Source organism: Pseudomonas sp. NPDC007930 (assembly GCF_042958985.1).
Taxonomy (GTDB): domain Bacteria; phylum Pseudomonadota; class Gammaproteobacteria; order Pseudomonadales; family Pseudomonadaceae; genus Aquipseudomonas.
This window is the reverse complement of the sequence record NZ_JBIBKC010000008.1, coordinates 150,297-170,504: the sequence shown is the minus strand read 5'-3', so window position 1 is coordinate 170,504 and position 20,208 is coordinate 150,297. Positions and strand designations below refer to the sequence as shown.

At 68.1% G+C, this 20,208-nt stretch carries 15 protein-coding genes; 6 read left to right on the top strand and 9 right to left on the bottom strand.

Translation table 11 applies throughout. The features are described from left to right. Positions 1 to 270: 270 nt before the first annotated feature. From ACFZCE_RS17980 to ACFZCE_RS17970, 3 genes are all read right to left on the bottom strand, one after another. Complete coding sequence (locus tag ACFZCE_RS17980; protein ID WP_390941415.1) at positions 271 to 1,713, bottom strand: TIGR00366 family protein; 1,443 nt, start codon at positions 1,711 to 1,713, stop codon at positions 271 to 273. A 74-nt stretch (positions 1,714 to 1,787) separates the two neighbouring features. Then, positions 1,788 to 2,720 (bottom strand): ornithine cyclodeaminase family protein, encoded by a 933-nt coding sequence (locus tag ACFZCE_RS17975; RefSeq protein WP_390941413.1) that lies wholly within the window; start codon positions 2,718 to 2,720, stop codon positions 1,788 to 1,790. 16 nt (positions 2,721 to 2,736) lie between these two features. Next, complete coding sequence (locus ACFZCE_RS17970; RefSeq protein ID WP_390941411.1) at positions 2,737 to 6,138, bottom strand: molybdopterin-dependent oxidoreductase; 3,402 nt, start codon at positions 6,136 to 6,138, stop codon at positions 2,737 to 2,739. Positions 6,139 to 6,236: 98 nt separating this feature from the next. On the opposite strand from ACFZCE_RS17970, the gene ACFZCE_RS17965 reads away from it, so the two are divergent. Then, a complete protein-coding gene (locus ACFZCE_RS17965; protein WP_390941409.1) occupies positions 6,237 to 7,136 on the top strand; it encodes a LysR substrate-binding domain-containing protein in 900 nt (299 codons plus the stop codon). Positions 7,137 to 7,160: 24 nt separating this feature from the next. On the opposite strand, the gene ACFZCE_RS17960 is transcribed toward ACFZCE_RS17965, so the two are convergent. After that, positions 7,161 to 8,051 (bottom strand): LysR substrate-binding domain-containing protein, encoded by an 891-nt coding sequence (locus ACFZCE_RS17960; protein WP_390941407.1) that lies wholly within the window; start codon positions 8,049 to 8,051, stop codon positions 7,161 to 7,163. A 152-nt stretch (positions 8,052 to 8,203) separates the two neighbouring features. Between ACFZCE_RS17960 and ACFZCE_RS17955 the strand changes: the two genes are divergently transcribed. From ACFZCE_RS17955 to ACFZCE_RS17945, 3 genes are all read left to right on the top strand, one after another. Beyond that, a complete protein-coding gene (locus tag ACFZCE_RS17955; RefSeq protein ID WP_390941405.1) occupies positions 8,204 to 9,562 on the top strand; it encodes an MFS transporter in 1,359 nt (452 codons plus the stop codon). 15 nt (positions 9,563 to 9,577) lie between these two features. Further along, positions 9,578 to 10,033: a type II 3-dehydroquinate dehydratase gene (locus ACFZCE_RS17950; RefSeq protein ID WP_390941403.1), complete on the top strand. Its 456-nt coding sequence runs from the start codon at positions 9,578 to 9,580 to the stop codon at positions 10,031 to 10,033. An 85-nt stretch (positions 10,034 to 10,118) separates the two neighbouring features. Beyond that, positions 10,119 to 11,483 carry an NtaA/DmoA family FMN-dependent monooxygenase gene (locus tag ACFZCE_RS17945; protein ID WP_390941401.1) on the top strand — a complete coding sequence of 455 codons (1,365 nt, stop codon included), beginning with the start codon at positions 10,119 to 10,121 and terminating at the stop codon, positions 11,481 to 11,483. 5 nt (positions 11,484 to 11,488) lie between these two features. Here the strand turns inward: ACFZCE_RS17945 and ACFZCE_RS17940 are convergent, their stop codons facing one another. The 4 genes from ACFZCE_RS17940 to ACFZCE_RS17925 all read right to left on the bottom strand — a co-directional run bounded on the left by ACFZCE_RS17940 (position 11,489) and on the right by ACFZCE_RS17925 (position 16,623). After that, positions 11,489 to 12,976 carry an aldehyde dehydrogenase family protein gene (locus tag ACFZCE_RS17940; RefSeq protein WP_390941399.1) on the bottom strand — a complete coding sequence of 496 codons (1,488 nt, stop codon included), beginning with the start codon at positions 12,974 to 12,976 and terminating at the stop codon, positions 11,489 to 11,491. 20 nt (positions 12,977 to 12,996) lie between these two features. Beyond that, positions 12,997 to 14,307 (bottom strand): MFS transporter, encoded by a 1,311-nt coding sequence (locus tag ACFZCE_RS17935; RefSeq protein WP_390941397.1) that lies wholly within the window; start codon positions 14,305 to 14,307, stop codon positions 12,997 to 12,999. 55 nt (positions 14,308 to 14,362) lie between these two features. Further along, positions 14,363 to 15,529, bottom strand: coding sequence for an iron-containing alcohol dehydrogenase (locus tag ACFZCE_RS17930; RefSeq protein WP_390941396.1), 1,167 nt, complete (start codon positions 15,527 to 15,529; stop codon positions 14,363 to 14,365). A gap of 188 nt (positions 15,530 to 15,717) precedes the next feature. Then, on the bottom strand, positions 15,718 to 16,623 hold the full coding sequence (locus tag ACFZCE_RS17925; protein ID WP_390941394.1) for a LysR substrate-binding domain-containing protein: 906 nt from the start codon (positions 16,621 to 16,623) through the stop codon (positions 15,718 to 15,720). A 113-nt stretch (positions 16,624 to 16,736) separates the two neighbouring features. Here ACFZCE_RS17925 and ACFZCE_RS17920 point away from each other — a divergent pair, with 113 nt between their 5' ends. Next, entirely contained in the window at positions 16,737 to 17,930 is a 1,194-nt protein-coding gene (locus tag ACFZCE_RS17920) for a CoA transferase (RefSeq protein WP_390941392.1), read from the top strand. 50 nt (positions 17,931 to 17,980) lie between these two features. Continuing rightward, a complete protein-coding gene (locus ACFZCE_RS17915) occupies positions 17,981 to 18,892 on the top strand; it encodes a hydroxymethylglutaryl-CoA lyase (RefSeq protein ID WP_390941391.1) in 912 nt (303 codons plus the stop codon). On the opposite strand, the gene ACFZCE_RS17910 is transcribed toward ACFZCE_RS17915, so the two are convergent. After that, on the bottom strand, positions 18,877 to 20,040 hold the full coding sequence (locus tag ACFZCE_RS17910) for an HPP family protein (RefSeq protein ID WP_390941389.1): 1,164 nt from the start codon (positions 20,038 to 20,040) through the stop codon (positions 18,877 to 18,879). The genes ACFZCE_RS17915 and ACFZCE_RS17910 overlap by 16 nt on opposite strands. Between the last annotated feature and the right edge of the window lie 168 nt (positions 20,041 to 20,208).

Here is a 20,208-nt window from a genome sequence, read left to right as displayed (position 1 = left end):
CATGGACGGGATCAATCTGTGAGCTCTGCTGAATTTGTGCATGAGCTTCAGGGCCCATCGCCCGGCACAGCCGGCCTCCCACGGGGTCTGTGTTGCCTCGTAAATCAAGCGCTTACACAAATCTGGTGGGAGGCCGGCTGTGCCGGGCGATGGGCCAGTCAGGTCATGCGCTCGGTAAAACCCCAGGGAGAGATCAAGGCTTTGTACCTAAGATTTAGCGCTTTGATTGCTTAAGTGAACAGCACTCCGGCTGTGCCGGCCGAGGCGCCCTCAGGGCATGACCGGCGGCAGGTACGCCAGGGTCTTGGAGAACCCCCAGAGCATCAGCATCACCAGCGGCAGGTGCACGATCAACTGGGTGAAGGTGAAGCCGATCATGTCCCGCGCCTTGATCCCCAGTACGCCGAGCAGCGGCAGCATCCAGAACGGGTTGATCAGGTTGGGCAAGGCCTCGGCGGCGTTGTACACCTGCACCGTCCAGCCCAGGTGCATCTGCAGCTGATTGGCGGCCTGCATCACGTAGGGCGCCTCGATGATCCACTTGCCGCCCCCCGACGGAATCAGAAAGCCCAGCACCGCCGAGTACAGGCCCATCACCACGGCGAAGTTATCCGGGTTGGCGATCGACACGAACGCTTCGGCGATATGGTGCGACACGGTCGCGCCGTCGCTGCCGGCGGCTTTGGTCAGGATGAAGGCGATCGAGCCGTACAGCGGGAACTGGATCAACACCCCGGCCACCGACGGCACCGAGCGCGCCACCGCGCGCAAAAAGCGCTTGGGCCGCCAGCTCAGCAGCATTCCCAGCAGCAGGAACAGCAGGTTGTAGGTATTGAGGTTGGAGATCGCGTACACCGGGTCCTTGCTGGTGAACTCATTGACCGCCCACACCGCGCCGAGGGCAACGATGACCAGCGTCAGCAGGGGGCTGTATTCCAGCCACTCGCCGGGGCGCTGGCGCGGTTCAAGGCTGTCGTTGGCCTGGCTGAGGTCAACGCCGAGGTCCTGCGCGGTGCGGGCCCGCTCCGGCCCCGGGGCGCTGGCCCAGGCCACCAGCAACGACGCGGCGCTGAGCACCGCGGCCATTGCCAGCGATTGCCAGAGGAAGATCGTTTGCGAGAACGGGATCACCCCGGTGATGTCGAGCAGGGATTTCGGCAGGCTGGCCGGGTTGGCCTGGATCTGCGCCGCCGCCGAGCTCAAGCCCAGCGCCCAGGTCGCGCCCATGCCCAGGTAGGCCGCCGCGCCGGCGGCGCGGTAGTCCATTCGCAGGGTTTCGCGGCGGGCCAGGGCGCGCACCAGCAGGCTGGCGAAGATCATGCTGATCGCCCAGTTGAACATCGAGCAGAACAGGCTTACCAGCGCCACGAAGGTGACCGCGCCACGGCCGCTGCGGGGCAACGCGGCGAGCCGGGCGATCAGCCGCGACGCCGGCGGCGATACCGCCACCACGTAGCCGGAAATCGCCACCATGGCCATCTGCAGGGTGAACGGGATCAGGCTCCAGTAACCGTCGCCAAAGGCCGCCGCCACGGTTTTTACCGGCGCGCCCATCGCCAGCGCGGCGGCCGCCACCAGCATCACCGCCAGGGCGGCGAATACGTAAGCGTCGGGGAACCAGCGCTCCGACCAGTTCGACACACCGATGGCGATGCGCTCGAGGGGGCCGCTGCGCGCGGGCGCGGCGGTGCTGTGTAGTGTGTGCTGTTGCATAACTGTCTTCCTCTTGTGTTGGGCTGGACAGGCAGAAAAAGAAACCGAAGGTATTGTTGTTTTGGGGTAACCGGTTACAGGTGCGCTTCGTACACCCGTTGCGCCGCGGCGAGGTCTTCCAGGGCCGTGCCGACGGCTTTGAACACGGTGATCTGCGCTGCATCGGTACGGCCAGGGTGATCGCCTTGGCAGAGCGCGGCGAGGTCGGCGCGCACCTGGCTGGCGTTGAACACGCCGCTGGCGATGGGGGCTAAGAGGTCACCGGCCTTGATCAAGGCCTCGCCGGTGTCGACGAACACTTCGGTATCGGCAAAGCAGGCGTCGTCGCTTTCGCGCATCTGCGGGGTAAAGCCGCCGATCAGGTCAAGGTGGCTGCCCGGCTTGAGCCAGGCGCGCTGGATCAGCGGCGCGGTCGAGAGGGTGGCGCAGCTGATGATGTCGGCCTCGGCGCAGGCGCTTTGCAGGTCGCTGGCCGCGCTGGCCGCGAAGCCCGCTTCGGTGAGCTCCCGGGCTAGGTCCTCGGCCTTGGCCGGGTTGAGGTTCCACACCTGCACCCGGTGGATCGGCCGCACTTCGCGGTAGGCACCGGCGAGCAGGCTGGCAACACGCCCGGCGCCGACCACCAGCAGGCTGCTGGCGCCTTCCCGGGCCAGCCGGCTGGCGGCCAGGGCAGAGGCGGCGGCGGTGCGCCGCGAGGTGATCTCGTTGCCGTCGAGCAACGCCAGCGGCGCGCCGCTGCGGCTGTCGTACAGCATGTAGGTAGAGTGCAGGCCGGGCAGGGCGCGGGCGCTATTGCCGGGGTACACCGCGACGGTTTTGATGCCGAAGTAGCGGCGGTTCCAGGCCGGCATCAGCAGCACCGTGGCCGGCTGCCCGACGGCGTTGCCGAGGTCGTGAATATGCCGCAGCGGCACCTCGGCCGGGTTCACGAAGGCTTCGTGCAAGGCTGCGATCAACGCGCCGAACGGCAGCGCCGCGCGGGTCTGTTGGGTGTCGACGATCAACATCGGTCAGGGGCCTCCTTCAGGCGTCCAGGGTCAAGGCACTGGTCGGGATTGCCTGGCAGGCCAGGCAGGTGTCTTCGCTATCCGGGGCCGCCCCGTGCAGGTGCGCCACGCTGCCCTCGGCCACCCGCACCGCGCAGCTTTCGCACTGGCCCACGCGGCAACCGCTGGGCAGGCTGATGCCCAGGCGCTCGGCAAAACTGAGCAGCGAGCCGTCGGCGCTGGTCCAGGTGTGCTCCACCCCTGAGCGGGCGAAGCGCACCGGGAACGCCTGGCCGGGCAGCACCTTCACGGCCTGCGGCGAGCGGAACGCTTCGTACTGGATGTCGAGCCGCGGCACGCCGGCCTGCACCAGCGCGTGGGTGAACGCGGTCATCATCTCCATCGCCCCGCACAGGTACACCAACGGCCGGCGGCGCAGCAGCGCGCGGGGGATCAACCCAGGCGCCACACGGCCCGCGTGCTGGTAATCCTCGCCGAAGCGGTCGGCCGCCGCCGGCTGGCTGTAGGCATTGACCAGGGTCAGCGCCGGCAGGCGTTGGGCCAGCGCCCGCAGGCGTTGCTTGAAGGCGTGGTGGGCGCCGTCGCGGTTGCCGTAAAGCAACAGCACCGGCGGCTGGGCGCGGCCTGCGGGCAGGCTTTCGAGCAGGTTGAGGAACGGCGTGATGCCAATCCCGGAGGCCACCAGCACCAGCGGGCGTTCGCCCGCGCTGGGCAGGATGAAATTGCCAGCGGGCATGCGCAGCTCAACCGGGCTGCCCAGGGTGAGTACCTCGTGGATAAAGCTCGACATCAACCCCTGCACGGGCTGGCCGTGTTCATCCAGGCTGCGGGCATGGCGCACGGCGATGCTGTAGCCAGTGCGCCCAGGCACCTGGGCCGGCCCCACCAGGGAGTAGGCGCGCTGCAACGGGCCCTCGGCGGTCTGTACTTGCAGCGTCAGGTGCTGGCCGGGGAGGAAGTCCGGTACCTGGCCGCCGTCTTCGCTGCTGAAGGTCACCCTCATCACCTCGCCGGCTTCCGCCGCCAGCGCGCTGACCACGAACCGCCGCAAACCCGGCCAGCGCCGCAGCCGCGGGCTTTGCGCGGGGTCGCGTTGCACCTGGCAGCGGTGCGCGCGCAGCGGCGACGAGCCGCTGATCGGGTCTTGGCGCACGCCGCTGAACAACTGGTTGAAGTTGCTGCCGCCATCGCCCACCGGCAGCTCGCTTTGCCCCAGCGGCTCGCAGCCTTGCCACCAGCCGTACTCACCTACCACCACCGCCGGGTGCAGGTGCGCGGCGATGTGCGCGGTGAACCGCGCCTGGCCGGTGGGGCTGTTGACCAGCACCCGGTCACCTTCATCGATGCCGCGGGCCTGGGCCAGTTCGGCGGAGATCTCCAGCACGGGGTGCAGCGCCTTTTTGCGCAGCGAGGCCAGGCTGCGGTGTTGGCTGTGGCAGTAGTAGCCATTCTTCGCCGAGCTCAGCAGCAACGGGTAGCGCTCATCCAGCGCTGCTTCGTGCTGGCCCTCGAGGGGCTGCGGCAGCGGCGGGTAGCCATGCTGCAGCAACCGCTCGGAATACAGCTCGACCAAACCGCTGGGGGTGTTGAAGGCTTGCCCGCGCGGGCGCCGGGTGTAGGCCTGCTCGTGGTTTTCGGTGGGCACCGCCAGCCCCTCGGGGTTGGCCCGCAGTTGCGCCACGGTCAGCCCGCTGGGGGCGAGCAGGTGGTCCCAGCCAGCCTCCAGCGAGCCGCCGAAGAACTGCTCGGCCAGGCCCAGGCGCTGCGCCAGTGCCATTACGATGGCCACGTCCGAGCGCGACTCGCCTTGGCTGGGCACCATCTGTTGGCGCAGTTGCACCCATTGCTCGGCCTGCTCGCTGATTTCGAAGCCCATGCGCAGGCCCTCGCGTTCCCAGGGCGTGTTCACCGGCAGGAAGATGTCTGCATAGCGCGCGCTGGGCGACTCGAACAGGTCGCAGTGCACGTAGAAGTCGAGTTTTTCCAGGGCTTCGCGGCCCAGGTGCGACTCGGGTTGCGACACCAGCAGGTTGGTGCCGAAGGCGACCAGCGTGTTGATCGCGTAGGGCTGGCGCTCAACGATGGCCGTGTACAGGTCGCGGGCGGTGACCCAGCCCTGGCTTGGGGGGCCCAGCGGGCGTTGCGCCAAGCCCAGGGCTTTGGCCTTCTGCTCGGCGGCGAGCAGGCCGAAGTGGCTGATCGGGTTGGCCGCCGGCTTGTGGTACTGGCGGTTGCCGCCGATGCGGTCGAAGCTGCCGGTCAGGGCATACAGGCAGGCCATGGCGCGGTCGGTTTGCGAGGCGTTTTCCTGTTGGCCCACCCCCGACCAGGCATGGAACGCCACCCGCTGGCCGCCGCCGAGCAGCGCCGCGGCCGCCTGCAATTGCGCCGGTGCTACCCAGCTCAGTTGCTCCACCAGGGCCGGCGTGTACTCGGCGCAGGCTTCGGCGTAGCGGGCGAAGGCCGGCCGGCAGTTCACCTGCGTGCCGTCCGCCAAGGTGGCGCGGACCACCCCCTGCAGCGCGGCGCCGTCGAGCTGCGCCGGGCTGGCGTGCTGCGCGTCGTGCAGTTGCCCAGCGTGGCAGATCACCCCGGCGGCGCCCTCCAGGCCCAGCTCGGCCGCGCGCAACAGCCGGCCGTTGTCTTCGCGCACCAGCAACGGCCCGTTGCTGTAGTGGCGGATGAACCGCTCGTCGAAGCGGCCCTGCTCGATCAGCAGGTTGGCCAGGCCCATGGCCAGTGCCAGGTCGGCGCCGGGGCGTACCCGCAGCCAGCTCTGGGCCTGGGCGGCCAGCGAGGTGTGGCGTGGGTCGACCACGATCAACCGCGCGCCGGCGGCCACCCCGGCGCCGATCGCCTCGGCCTGGGCCAGCCAGGTGTTGCTCGGGTTGTGGCCCCACAGCAGGATCACCTCGGCGTTGCGGTAATCCGCGGTGGGCATGCCGCAGCCGAAGGTAAAGGCGTGGGCATGGTCCTTGTGCCAGTTGCAGATTTCGGTGGCATAGCAGGTGTTGGGGCTGCCGTAGAGGCGAATGAACCGCTCGATCCAGTCGATGCTGTCCGACAGCGGCGTGCCGCTCGGCGTGGTCACCGCAAAGCCCACGGATTCGGCGCCGTGGGTGTCGCGGGCCTGGGCCAGGCGCCGGGCGACTTCATCGAGGGCCTGGTCCCAGCTGATCGGTTCCCAGCCTGGGTCTGGGTGGTGCCGTGGGGTGGTGCGGCGCAGCGGCTGGAGAATCCGGTCCGCGCTGTACACCAGCTCCGGCGCCGCCTTGCCCTTCAGGCACATGGCTTTGCCGGTCGGGTGCGCGGGGTTGGGCTGCACGGCGATCAAGCGGCCGTCTTCGACACGGTTGAGCGTGCCGCAGCGCGAGCGGCAGAGGGTGCAGTAGCCGGGTTTGTCGAGGGTCACAGTCACTGGGGCACCGTGGCTAGTCAGGAGCATGGCCAGATGGTATTACTGCCGCGCGGGCATAGATAATTCATTGAATCGCTGCACCAATATTGGAAAAACCGATGCTTCCCTCCACCCGGCAGCTTCAGCACTTCATTGCCATCGCCGAAACCGGGCAGGTGTCCAAGGCGGCGCTGCGCTGCCATGTGAGCCAGTCGTCGATGACCGCCTCGTTGAAGAACCTCGAGCAAACCCTCGGCGCCTCGCTGTTCAGCCGCCACCACGGCGGCGTGCGCCTGACCGAAGCCGGTGTGCGCTTTCTGCGCCAGGCCCAGCAGGTCGAAGCGACCCTGCGCGAGGCCATGGCGTCGCTCGCCGAGCGGCCGTCGGCGGCCCATGGCCCGCTGGCACTGGGTGTGACTGAAACCATCTCGGCCTACGTGCTGGCCCCCTTGCTGATCACCCTGCGCCAGCAGTTCCCGCAGTTGGAATTGAGCGTGGTCGAGCTCGGCCGCCAGGCGTTGTGCGAGCAGTTGCAGCAGGGCGCGCTGGACCTCGCCATCCTGCTGGCCTCCAACCTGCCGCCAGGGCGCCTGCAGTGCCAACCGCTGGTGCGCTCGCCGCGCACCCTCTGGGGCCACCCGGACCACCCGCTGATGAGCGCTGACCGGGTGACGCTCGCCCAGGTGGCGGCCGAGCCGTACATCCTGCTCGACATGGATGAACACGTGAGCACCGTGGAGCGTTACTGGGCGGAATTCGGCTTGCGCCTGCAGCCGCATTTTCGCACCACCTCGATCGAGGCGGTGCGCAGCCTGGTGGCGAGCGGGCAGGGGGTGGCGGTGTTATCGGACCTGGTCTACCGGCCATGGTCGCTCGAAGGCCAGCGCATCGTCCGCCGGCAACTGGCAGACCCCGTGCCGTCGATGGACGTCGGCCTCGCCTGGGCCCAGGCCCGGCCACAAAGCCCGGCGTTCTTCGAGATCAAGGCGGTGCTGGAGCGCTGGTTCAAGAAGGTCTAGGGCCGGCAGCGCTGCCGGCCCGGCTCAGTGCTCCCCCCCGCGCTGGGCCTGCTCGATAAAGTGCAGCACCGCCCGCGAGCGTTCGTCGATCCGGGAAATCAGCGACAGCTCGCTGACCATGCCGGGCTGGGCCAGCGGCACGATGCGGATGCCGGGCATGCCCAGGCGGGTCATGGGCTCAGGCACGATGCTCAGGCCAAGGCCGGCCGCCACCAGCCCGGGGATGCTCATCAACGACGGCACGTAGAGGATGTTCTCCGGGTGCAGCTGGTATTGCCGGCAGGCCTGCACGATGTGCGAGGTCAGGCCCATGCCGCTGGGGTCTTGCAGGAACACGAACGGCTCATGGCGCAGCATTGCCAGTTCGCCGTCGAAGCGGGCGGCCAGTTCATGGTGGTCGGGCATCAGCAGCACCAGCCGCGATTCGCTGAACGGTTGGGTGCGCAGGCGCTCGGGGAGGTGGTCCTTGAACACCCGGGCGAAGGCCACATCCAGGGTGTGCTCCAGCAGGCCCTGGCATTGCGCGTGGATACCGGCGTCTACCAGGTGCACCTTGACCTCGGGGAAGTGGCTGAAGTAATGCCGCAGCAGCCGTGGCAGGTGCGCCTCGAACAGCGCCGAATGAAAGCCGATGTTGATTTCGCCGACCTCGCCACGCCGCGCGCGGCGGGCGGCGGCCACTGCCAGCTCGCTGGCCTGCAGCGACGCCCGGGCGTGCGGCAGGAACGCCTCGCCGGCGGCGGTCAGCGCCACGCCGCGGTGTTCCCGGCGAAACAACGGCAGGCCCAGTTCCGCCTCCAGGCTGCGCATCAGTTGGCTCAACGCGGGTTGGGCGATGCCCAGGTGCTCGGCAGCCTTGCTGAAGTGCTCCAGCTCCGCGGCGATCACAAAGGCCTTGAGGTGGCGTAGTTCCATGGGGGCTGTGCTCCTGGCGATGGGCCAGCTGCTTCAAATACATAAGCCAAGCTTATGCATTTATCCAGTTTTCGATAATTATCCTGCACCGCCAATGGGCTAACGTCTAGCTCAACCCGCCCCCCTTCATAACAACAATCACGGGCACCCCTATGAGCGCTATCCGCAATGCCCCACACGCCGCGCAGATGCCGCGCCGGGCGGTCACCGCCGCCACCCTCGGCACCGCTTTGGAATGGTTTGACTTCACCCTCTATGGCGCGGTGTCGGCGACCATCCTGCCCAAGCTGTTCTTCCCGGCGATGGAGCCCACCGCTGGGCTGTTGGCCTCGCTGGCCACCTTCGGCGTGGGCCTGGCGGCGCGGCCGCTGGGGGCGATCACCTGCGGCTACCTGGGCGACAAGCTCGGCCGGCGCAACCTGATGCTCGCCACCGTCACGCTGATGGGCCTGGCCTCGGTGCTGATGGGGCTGCTGCCCACCTACGCGCAGATTGGCGTGTGGGCCCCAGTGCTGCTGGTGCTGCTGCGGATCATCCAGGGCTTTGCGTTGGGCGGTGAGTCTACCGGCGCGCAACTGATGGCGCTGGAGCACGCCGCGGCGAACCGCCGCGGGCGGTATTCCGGGCTGCTGGGCATCTGCTCGCCGCTCAGCCAGATCCTCGCCAACGCGGTACTCATGGGCCTGGCCGCGGCCCTCAGCGCCGAGCAGTTCGAGCGCTTTGGCTGGCGCATCCCCTTCGTGATGAGTTTCGTGCTGGTGCTGGTGGCGATCTTCATCCGCCTGAAGGTTGAGGAAACCCCGGCCTTTCTGGCCTTGAAGCACACCCCGGTGCAACAGCAAAAAAGCCCGCTCAAGGCTGCCCTGGGTGGCCATTACGGCACCATCCTGCGGCTGATGCTGTTCTTTTGCTCGCCAGCGGCGCTGTTCTACCTGATCGTGATCTTCACCCTCAGCTACCTGACCAAACAACTGGGGCTGAGCCAGCCTACCGGCTTCATGGCGCTGATGGTGGCCAACGTTTGCGCGATCTTCGGCGCCCTGGCCGGCGGCTACCTGGCCGACCGCTGGGGGCGCAAGAAGGCGCTGGCGCTGGGCTCGTGCATGACGCTGTTGATCCTCGCGGTGTACTTCCCGATCCTCAATACCCAGAGCCTGCCGGCAATCATGGCGATCATGGGCGTGTTCCTCGGCTTTACCCAGTTCCAGAGCGGCATCCAGCCGGTGGCCTTTGCCGAAGCCTTCCCCACCCAGGTGCGATATTCCGGCTCGGCGCTGGCCTACACCGGCGCCAACCTGCTGGTGGGCGGGCCGATGCCGATGGTCGCGGTGTGGCTGTTGAGCCAGTCGGGCAATTCGCCGTGGTCACTGGTGTCGCTGTGCGCGGTGATCAACCTGATCTCCCTGGCGATGATCGTGATCGGCCCGGAAACCCGTGGCTGTGACCTCAACGCCGTGGCCCCGCGGGCCGAACCCGGCGCCGCCAACGCGGCCGGCATCCTTTCGAAGTAACCAGGCAGGGCGCTTATGAACCGTACCGTATTCATCCTCAACGGCCCCAACCTCAACCTGCTGGGGCGGCGCGAGCCACACATCTACGGCCACACCACCCTGGCCGAAATCGAACAGCGCTGCCACGCGCTGGCCGACGAACTGGGCCTGGCCTGCGTGTTTCGCCAGACCAACCATGAAGGCGTGATGGTCGACTGGCTGCAAGAGGCCTTCGAGCAGCACGCGGCGGTGATCATCAACCCGGCGGGGTTCTCGTTCCACTCGGTGCCGGTGCTCGATGCCCTCAAGCTGATCGAAGCGCCGCTGATCGAGCTGCACCTGTCGAACATTCATGCCCGCGATGAACTGCACCGCCACTCGATCATGTCGGCCAGCGCCGGCGCGGTGATCTGCGGCCTGGGCGCCGACGGCTACCCGTTGGCGCTGCGGGCGGTAGCGGGGCGCTTGCGGCAGGGGGGCGAGGCGTTATAACGCTATCGCCAGATCGACTTGGACGCCCCTGGCAACGCGCGCGCAGGCTCCCGGGTACACCTCGTACGCCAGGAGCTTCCCCGCTATGCCGCAACGTTCCGATCACCTCAAGCTTGGCTTGTTCCTGCGTGCCACCGGGCACCACATCGTGGCCTGGCGGGCGCCGGGCGCGCAGGCCGACGCGGGGGTGCGCATCGACCATTACCAGGCGTTGGCGCGCCAGGCCGAGGCGGCCGGTTTCGACACGTTGTTCCTCGCCGACAGCGTGGCTATCCGTGGCGTGGATTCCCCCACCTACGACCAGGTGGTCGCGCCGCAGTTGACCTTCGAACCCCTGACCCTGTTGGCGGCGCTGGCCACGGTGACCCAACGCATCGGCCTGGTGGCCACCGCCAGCACCAGTTACTCCGAGCCGTTCAACCTGGCGCGCCAGTTTGCTTCACTTGACCTCATCAGCGGCGGCCGGGCCGGCTGGAACCTGGTCACCAGCAGCGACCCTAACGCCGCGGCGAACTTCGGCGGTGGCGGCCAGTTGGCCCACGCGGCGCGCTACAGCCGCGCGCGGGAATTCCACGCGGTGGTGGATAAACTCTGGAACAGTTGGGAAGCCGACGCGGTGCTCGCCGACCGCGAAGCCGGGCTGTTCATCGACCGCAGCAAGCGCCATGACGCCAACCACCAGGGTGAGCACTTCAACGTGCGTGGCCCGCTCAACGTGCTGCGTTCGCCCCAGGGCAAACCGGTGCTGGTGCAGGCGGGCGCCAGCGAAGACGGCCGCGAGCTGGCGGCGAGCACCGCCGAGGCGATCTTCGCTGCCCACCAGAGCCTTGAAGACGCCCAGGCTTTTTACCGTGACGTGAAAGGCCGCGCCCAGCGCCTGGGGCGCAACCCCGAGCACATCAAGATCCTCCCGGGGGTGACCATTTACACCGCTGCCACCTCGGCCGAGGCCCGCGCCAAATTCGACGCGCTACAGGCGTTGGTGCCCGAGGCGGTGGGCCTTGAGCTGCTCAGTGGCCTGCTTGGCGGCGTTGACCTGAGCGGCCTGCCGGTAGACGGCCCGTTGCCCCGCGAGCTGCCGCTGAGCAATGCCTCGCAAAGCCGCCAGGCGCTGATACGCAAGCTTGCCGACGAAGGCCTGAGCCTGCGCCAGTTGTACCTGCGCCTGGCCGGCGCGCGCGGGCATTGGGTGCTGGTGGGCAGCGCCAGCGAGGTGGTCGACCAGTTGCAAGCCTGGTTCGAAGGGCGCGGCGCCGACGGCTTCAATATCCTGCCGCCGACCTACCCCGAGGGGCTCGATGACTTCATCACCTTCGTCTTGCCAGAGCTGCGCCGCCGAGGGCTGGTGCCCGCCGAGCCGTCTCAGGCCAGCACCCTGCGCGAGCGCCTGGGCTTGCCGCTGCCGGCGCACCCGGCCGGCTGCGGGGCCGCGGTGGCGGCGCTGGGCTAGGGCGGTCAGCGCATCACAAAAGGATCAGGCACCTCTTCACCGGTACTGATCCACACGCTCTTGACCTGCAGGTATTCGCGGATCGCCTCGGCGCCGTTCTCGTGGCCCATGCCCGAGCGCTTGTGGCCACCGAACGGCGCCATATAGCTGACCGCGCGGTAGGTGTTGACCCAGACCATGCCGGCCTCCAGGCGCTGGGCCATCTTCAGGCTGCGCGCCATGCTTTGCGTCCACACCCCGGCGGCCAGCCCGTAGAGGCTGTCGTTGGCGATGCGCAGGGCGTCCTCTTCGTCGTCGAAAGGGATGCACGCCAGCACCGGGCCGAACACTTCTTCCTGGGCGATGCGCATGCCGTTGTGCACGTCGGCGAAAATCGTCGGCTGCACGAATTGCCCCTGGCCGCAGTCGCCGCCGCTGGCCGGGCCGCCACCGAGGATGCAGCGCGCGCCCTCGGCCTTGGCGATGTCGATGTAGTCGAGGATCTTGCGGTACTGCGCCGGGGTGGTCACCGGCCCTACCTGGGTGCCGGGCAGCATCGGGTCACCGAGTTTGGCGCGGCTGGCGAAGGCCACCAGGCGCTCGAGGAAGGCGGCGTAGATGCTGCGCTGCACCAGCAGCCGCGAACCGGCCACGCAGGTTTGCCCAGTGGCGGCGTAGATGCCGGAGATCACCCCTTTGACCGCGTTGTCGAGGTGGGCGTCGTCGAAGACGATGTTCGGCGACTTGCCGCCCAGCTCGAGGGTCACCCGCTTGAAGTCGCGCGCCGCGGCTTCGTTGATGCGTTGGCCGCCGGCTTCGCTGCCGGTGAAGGCCACCTTGCGTACCTTGCGGTGGCTGACCAGCGGCTCGCCCACCTCGTTGCCAAAGCCAGTGACCACGTTCACCACCCCCGCGGGAAAGCCCGCTTGCTCCACCAGCCGGGCGAATTCCAGGCTGGACGCCGAGGTGTACTCCGAGGGCTTGAGGACAAAGGTATTGCCCGCCGCCAAGCCCGGCGCGAGTTTGTTCGCCGCCAGCAGCAGCGGCGAGTTCCAGGCGGTGATCGCTACGCACACGCCCAGCGGCTCATGGCGGGTGAAGGTAAAGGTGTCGGGTTTTTCGATCGGCAGCACCGCGCCTTCGATCTTGTCGGCCAGGCCGCCGAAGTAATAGAAGTACTGGGGGATGTTGCGCAGTTGCCCGAGCATTTCCGAGTACAGCTTGCCGTTGTCGCGCACCTCGATGCGCGCCAGGTGCTCGGCGTGCTCGCCGATCAGGTCGCCCAGCCGGCACAGCAGGCGCCCGCGGGCGCTGGCGCTGAGGCCGGCCCAGGCAGGGCTGTGGAAGGCGCTGGCGGCGGCCGCCACGGCCTTGTCGGCGTCGGCCTGGCGGGCCCGTGGGATGCTCGCCCAGGCTTCGCCGGTATAGGGGTTGAACGAATCGAAGCGCTCCTCGCCCTGGGCTTCGAGCCACTGGCCGCCGATGAACATCTGGTAGTGCTGCAGTTGGGTCATGGGGATCTCCTTGAACGGGGCTATTTGTTCACCAGCCGGCCGGGGATGCAGGCGATCAGCAACGCCCCGGCGATGAGAAAGCCGCTGATCGCCAGCATGCCGGCGTCGGCGCGGTGGGTTTGGTCATTGAGCCAGCCCACCAGGTACGGCGAGACGAACCCAGCGAGGTTGCCCACGCAGTTGATGAAGGCGATGCCGGCCGCGGCGGTCACCCCGCCGAGCAGGGTGGCCGGGATCGACCAGAACAGCGACGTACCGCTGAGGATCCCGGCCGCCGCCAGCGACAGGAAAAACACCGCGAAGCCGGTGCTTTTGAACGGCGTGGCGGTCAGCAGCAGGCCCAGCGCGCCGAGCAGCATCGCCGCGCCGAAGTGCAGCCGGCGCCAGCGGGTGCGGTCGGCGCTGATGCCACTGGCGATGATCGCGGCGATCGCCACGGCGAACGGAATGGCCGAGTAGAGGCCGATCTGGAAGGTGTCCGCCACCCCCGAGGCCTTGATCATCGACGGCACCCAGAACGCCAGCGCGTAGATGCCCATCACGTTGGCGAAATACGCCATGGCCAGCGTCCATACCCGTTTGTCTGCAAGGAACCCGCGGATGCTGTGGTGTTCCTGCTTGCCGTGGTTATCGGCTTCCAGGTCCTTGGCCACCAGCTCGCGCTCGGCGGGGCTCAGCCACTTGGCCTTGGCCACTGAGTCGTCGAGGAAAAACAGCGTGGCCACGCTGAGCATCAGCGCCGGGATCGCTTCCAGCAAAAACAGCCACTGCCAGCCTGCGAACGGCGGGTGCGCGCCCATCGAGCCCATGATCCAGCCCGACAGCGGCCCGCCGATCACCCCGCTGAGGGGGATCGCGATAAAGTACATCGCGGTGGCCTTGCCGCGCCGCGCCGCCGGGAACCAGTAAGACAGGTACAGCAGGATGCCCGGCGAGAAGCCGGCCTCGGCAACCCCCAGCAGGAAGCGCAGCACGTAGAACTGCGTGGCGGTTTCGACGAAGGCGAAGCCGGCGGAAATCACCGCCCAGGTGATCATGATCCGGGCGATCCACACCCGCGCGCCGACCCGGTGCAGGATCAGGTTGCTCGGCACCTCGAAGAAGAAATAGCCAATGAAGAAAATCCCCGCGCCCAGGCCGTAGACGGTTTCGCTGAAGCCCAGGTCGGTCGACATCTGCAGCTTGGCGAAGCCAACGTTGACCCGGTCGAGGTAAGCGCTGAAGTAACAGAACATCAGAAACGGCATCAGCCGCCAGGCGATTTTCTGGTACACCCGGCTGGCGACCACGTTCTGGCCGGCAGCGGTGGAGGTGAGCGGAACCGTAGCCATGGGGTTCTCCCGGTGTTTTTATTGTTGTGGGGCGCCGCCGCGCGGCGGCGCGGGGTCAGCGTGAGGCGGGGGCGGCGAAGGCTTCTTCGAGGATCCCCACCAGGCCTTCGTAGGTGACCTTGCGTGGGTTGGGCAGCACTTGCCGGCTGTTGCTCAGGCCGTCGCGGGCCAGGGCATCGATGGCGCTGGGCGGGATGTTCATCTCGCGCAGGGTCGGGATGCCAACGTCGTGGGCCAACTGCCGCACCGCGCTGAGCGAGCGTTCGGCGCCGTCGCGCACGCTCAGGCCGGCCACCGGCTCGCCCAGGGCTACGGCGATGTCGCGGTAACGCTCGAGCGCGGCGACCAGGTTGAAGCGCATCACGTAGGGCAGCAGCATGGCGTTGGCCACCCCATGCGGCACCTCGAACTGGCCCCCGAGCGGCATCGCCAGGCCATGCACCATGCCGGTGGCGGCGCTGCCGAAGGCCAGCCCGGCGTACAGGCTGGCGGTGAGCATGGCTTCGCGGGCGTCGAGGTTCTCGCCGTGATGCACGGCGGTGCGCAGGTGGGCGCCGATCAGGCGGATCGCCTCCAGCGCAAAGTGGTCGGTGAGGGGTTGGTGAAACCGCGACACGTAGGCTTCGATGGCATGGGTGAGGGCATCCATGCCGGTGGCCGCGGTGATCGCCGCGGGCAGGCCAAGGGTCAGCTCGGGGTCGAGGATCGCCACGTCGGCGAACAGCTGGCGGCTGACGATGCCCTTTTTGGTGTGCTGGTCTTTCAGGCTCAGCACGGCGACGTTGGTGACTTCGCTGCCGGTGCCGGCGGTGGTCGGGATGATGATCTTCGGCAGGCCGGCGGCGGGGATCTTCTCGATCCCCAGGTAGCTCTCCACGGCGCCTTCGTTGCTCGCCAGCGCCGCGGCGCACTTGGCGGTGTCGATGGCGCTGCCGCCGCCGAGGCCGATCACCAGGTCGAAGCCTTGCTGGCGCACGAACGCCGTACAACGCTCAACCGTCTGGATGCTTGGGTCCGGCTCGACATCGCTGTACACGTGGGTGCTGTAGCCGCCCAGCGCTTCGACCACCCGCGCCGGAATGCCGGTGGCGACCAGCCCGGGGTCGGTGACCACCAGGACCTTGCGCGCCTGGAAGCGCGCGACTTCCTCGGCCAGTTGGGCCACCGCGCCGCGGCCCTGGACCAACCGATTGATATGGGTGAATACCTGGATACCCGGCATGTGCTGCCTCCTTGTCGTTGTTATTGTCGCTGGCATGTGGCGAAGAACGGGGTGCCAGCTGAACTCTAGCGTGGCGCCGGCGGGGCAGAAATTCACATTTGAGCAATCGCCGCTTCGTGCTTCGCGAAGCCACGGCTGGGGGCCGCCCCAGCAACAACGCAAACCCGGCGGCGCCGGGCAGAGGGCCGTCAAACCCGTTCGCCGCCGCCACCCTTGATCAGGTGCTCGAGCATTTGCCGGGCCGTGACCGACAACCCCTCCAGGCTGCGCACGCCAACCTTCAGCTCGCGCCGCGCCCAGCTGTCGGTGAGCGGGATGACCGCCACCTTGAGCACCGGCAGCAGGTCGCGCACGGCCTCTTCGGGCAACACGCCCACGCCCATGCCGGTCTGGATCATCCGTACGATCGCCTCGAAACTGCGCACCTGGATCCGCGTGCGCAGGGGCACCCCCAACTGCCGGGACGTCTGTTGCAGCAGGCTGTGCAGCGAGGCGTCCTGCTGCAGGCCGATGAAGTCGTAGCGGGCGGCATCGGCCAGGCCGATGCGCTCGCGCGTGGCCAGCGGGTGGTCTTTGGGCGTGACCAGCGCCAACTGGTCGTAGCGGTAGGTGTACACGCGCAGGCCGTCGGCCTGGATGTGCCCGGCAAAGATGCCAATGTCGGTCAGGCCTTCGCGCAGCGCGTGCACCGTTTCGCTGCTGACCCGCTCTTCGAGGTCGATCTTCACCTCCGGGTAGGCGCGGCTGAAGCGGCTGAGGTCTTCGGGCAGGAACTCGATCACCGCCGAGGTGTTGGCATGGATGCGCACATGGCCCTTTACGCCCTGGCTGAACTCGCTGAGGTCGGCGCCCATCTGCTCGATGTTTTCCATCAGGTGGCGGGCGTGGTGCAACAGCGCGTGGCCGGCAGGGGTGAGTTCCACGCCCTTGGGCTGGCGGTAGAGCAGGGTGATGTCGAGCTGTTTTTCAAGGTCACTGATGCGCTTGCTCACGGCCGCCAGCGCCAGGTGCTCGCGTTCGGCGGCGCGGGTCAGGCTGCGTTCGTCGGCGATGCTGACGAACAGCTTGAGGGTGACAAAGTCGATACGGCGCATCAGTGGCTCCTGGCCAGCCTTCACGATGTGCGAAGCGTAGCTTAGCGATTGACGGATTGTCCGGGTGGCTGCCGTTGGGCCATGCTCAATGCACCAGAACAAGGAGAGCCACCATGGCCGAAAACCGCTTGCCCCTGCAGGGCGTCAAGGTCGTCGAAATGGGCCAGCTGATCGCCGGGCCGTTCGCCAGCAAGCTGCTTGGCGAGTTTGGCGCCGAGGTGATCAAGATCGAGCCGCCCGGGGTCGGTGACCCGCTGCGCAAATGGCGCAAGCTTAAAGACGGCACCTCGCTGTGGTGGCACGTGCAGTCGCGCAACAAGCGCTCGCTGGCGCTGGACCTCAAGGCCGAGGAAGGCCAGGCCATCGCCCGCCAGTTGATCGCCGAGGCCGACGTGCTGGTCGAGAACTTCCGCCCCGGCACCCTCGAGGGCTGGGGCATGGGCTGGGCCAGCCTGAGCGCGCTGAACCCGCGGCTGGTGATGCTGCGCATTTCCGGTTACGGCCAGAGCGGCCCCTACCGCGACCTGCCGGGCTTCGGCGTGATCGGCGAGGCCATGGGCGGGCTGCGCCACCTGAGCGGCTACCCGGGGCAGGCGCCGGTGCGGGTTGGGGTCAGCCTGGGCGATTCGTTGTCGTCGCTGTACGGCGTGATCGGCGTGCTGCTGGCCCTGCAGGAGCGCCAGCACAGCGGCCAGGGCCAGGTGGTCGACGTCGCGCTGTACGAGTCGGTGTTCGCCATGATGGAAAGCCTGATCCCCGAATACGACGCCTTTGGTTATGTGCGTGAGCCAGCAGGCAGCGCCTTGCCGGGGATTACCCCGTCCAATTCTTACCCCTGCCAGGGCGGCGACTACGTGCTGATCGCCGGCAACGGCGACAGTATCTTCAAGCGCCTGATGCAGTTGATCGGCCGCCCCGACCTGGGCAACGCGCCGGCCCTGGCGCACAACGACGGGCGTAGCCAGCAGGCTGCGTTGATCGATGCGGCGATCGCTGAGTGGACCGCCCAGCGCAGCCGCGCCGAGGTGATCGACGCCCTGAAAGACGCGCGGGTGCCGGCCGGCTACCCCTACACCGCGGCCGACATCGTCAACGACCCTCACTACCTGGCGCGGCAGATGATCGAGCAGGTGCAGACCTTCAGCGGCCCGCTCAAGGTGCCCGGGGTGCTGCCGAAACTCAGCCGCACCCCCGGCCGGGTAGGCGCCGGCGGGCCGCGCCTGGGCGAGCACAGCGACGCGGTGCTGGCCGGCCTGGGCCTGAGCGAGGCGCAGGTTCGCGGGCTGCGCGAGCGTGGGGTGATCTGAGGCCCATCGCCATGACATTCAAACCCGCATTTTTATCGGAAACCCAACCCATGCCCCAACGTGTCTACATCCAGGAAGTGGTCACCCGCGACGGCTTCCAAAGCGAACCCCGGTTCATCCCCAGCGAGCACAAGGTGGCCTTGCTCAATGCCCTGGCGCGCACCGGGCTGGCCAAGCTCGAGGTCACCTCGTTCACCTCGCCCAAGGCCATCCCCAACCTGCGCGACGCCGAGGCGGTGATGCGCGCCATCGACCGCGTGGCCGGGGTGGAGTACTGCGCGCTGGTGCCGAATGTGAAGGGCTGCGAGCGCGCGCTGGCCTGCGAGGTGGATGAAATCAACCTGGTGATGTCGGCCAGCGACAGCCACGGCCTGGCCAACCTGCGGATGACCGCCGAGCAGTCGCTGGCGCAGTTCGCGGCGATCCTGGCGGTGGCCGAGGGCACCCAGGTGGCGATCAACGCCTCGCTGTCGACCACCTTTGGCTGCCCGTTCGAGGGGGCCCTGGGTGAAGCGCGTATCTTCAGCCTGGTCGAGCGCTTGCTGGGCCTTGGCATCGCCCGGATCACCCTGTGCGACACCACCGGCATGGCCAACCCACGCCAGGTGGAAACCCTCTGCCGGCAACTGCTCACGCGTTGGCCGCAGGCCACCTTCACCCTGCATGCCCACGACACCCGCGGGCTGGGCCTGGCCAACGCGCTGGCGGCGTTCAACGCCGGCATCGAGCGTTTCGACGCTTCCCTCGGCGGCCTTGGCGGTTGCCCCTACGCACCGGGCGCCACCGGCAATGTGTGCAGCGAAGACCTGGTGCACATGTTCGAGCAGATGGGCGTGGCCACCGGTGTAGACCTGCCGGCGCTGCTGCGGGTGGCGGAAAACCTCCAGGCCATCGTTGGCCACCACTTGCCCGGTTATGTGCTCAGGGCCGGCACGGCGGACCGCCGTTACGCCCCGGGCTGAGCGCCGCTGCGCACCGCGGCGTACAACGCCTTGATCAAATCTGACTGGGTCACGATGCCGACCAGGCGGCGCTGCGCGTCGAGGATCGGCACGTGCCGGTGGCCGGTCTCGGAGAACACCGGCACCAGGTCGGTGAGCAGGCGGTCGTGGCCGGCGACCCGCACCGTGCGGCTCATGATGTCGCCGACCAGAGCCAAGGCGTCGCCGCGCGGCTTGAACAACGAGCGCAGGTGCCAGGCCACCCCCTCGTGGGCGTCGAGGTCGAGCTGGCGCATGAAGTCTGCCACGGTGACGATGCCCACCAGGTGGTGCTGGCGGTCGACCACCGGCAGGGCCTTGACCTTGTGTTTGCGCATCAACGCCCAGGCCTGCTTCAGCGGGGTGTCTTGGCGCGCGGTGAGCGGCTGCGCGGTCATGATGTCGGCGCAGCGCAGCTCACCCAGGGTGCGCTGGTAGGCCGCGGCCTCGGCCTGTTCGAGCAGGGCTTGCAGGTCTTCCCGGCTGATGTCGACGAAGCGGTTGTAATGCCGCAGCGCGGCGTCGAGGTCGGCGCCGCTGAAGCGCCCGGCGCTGGCCGCGGGCGCGCTGGCCAGGGCCGGCCAGGGGCGGCCGCTGAGGTTGTTGTAGAGCAGCCCGGCGCCCACCAGCAGCAGCGAGTCGAGCAACACCGGGTTGAACGCGTAGGTGAAGTCGCCGGCGCCCATGATCACCATCAGCAGCGCCGAAGCGCCGCCCGGCGGGTGCAGCGAGCGGCTGGCGATCATCAACGCGATCGCCAGGCCCACCGCCAGCGCCGCCGCCACGGCCGGCTCTGGCACCCAGCGCGCGCAGGCGATACCCACCAACGCCGACAGCGTATTGCCGCCCACCACCGCCCACGGCTGGGCCAGCGGGCTGGACGGCGCGGCGAACACCAGCACGGCGCTGGCGCCGATCGGCGCGACGATCGCCAGCGCCAACTGGTGCTGGTCGGCCAGCAGGCCGCCGTGCAGGCCAAGGCTGGCGGCGGCGATCACACAGAAGATACCCAGCGCCGCGCCGGCACAGGCGCGCAGGCGTTCACGGCGGGTGAACACCGGCGCTGCTGGCCACAGCGAACGCAGCCAGGCGCGCAGGGTGCGCGGGGAGGGAGAGGGGAGCTTGGGCATGGGCAGGCGCGGCAGGTCAAAAACGGCCTGCCATGATCGGCCATTTGCCCCCGGGTGGCTACCGCCAGCGGGTGAACAGGCAAAACCCACAAAACCACATAAAACCCACAAATACCTCTTGACCGTTTCACCTCGGCTTTCGTTTAATGGCTGCCATCACCGCCCTTG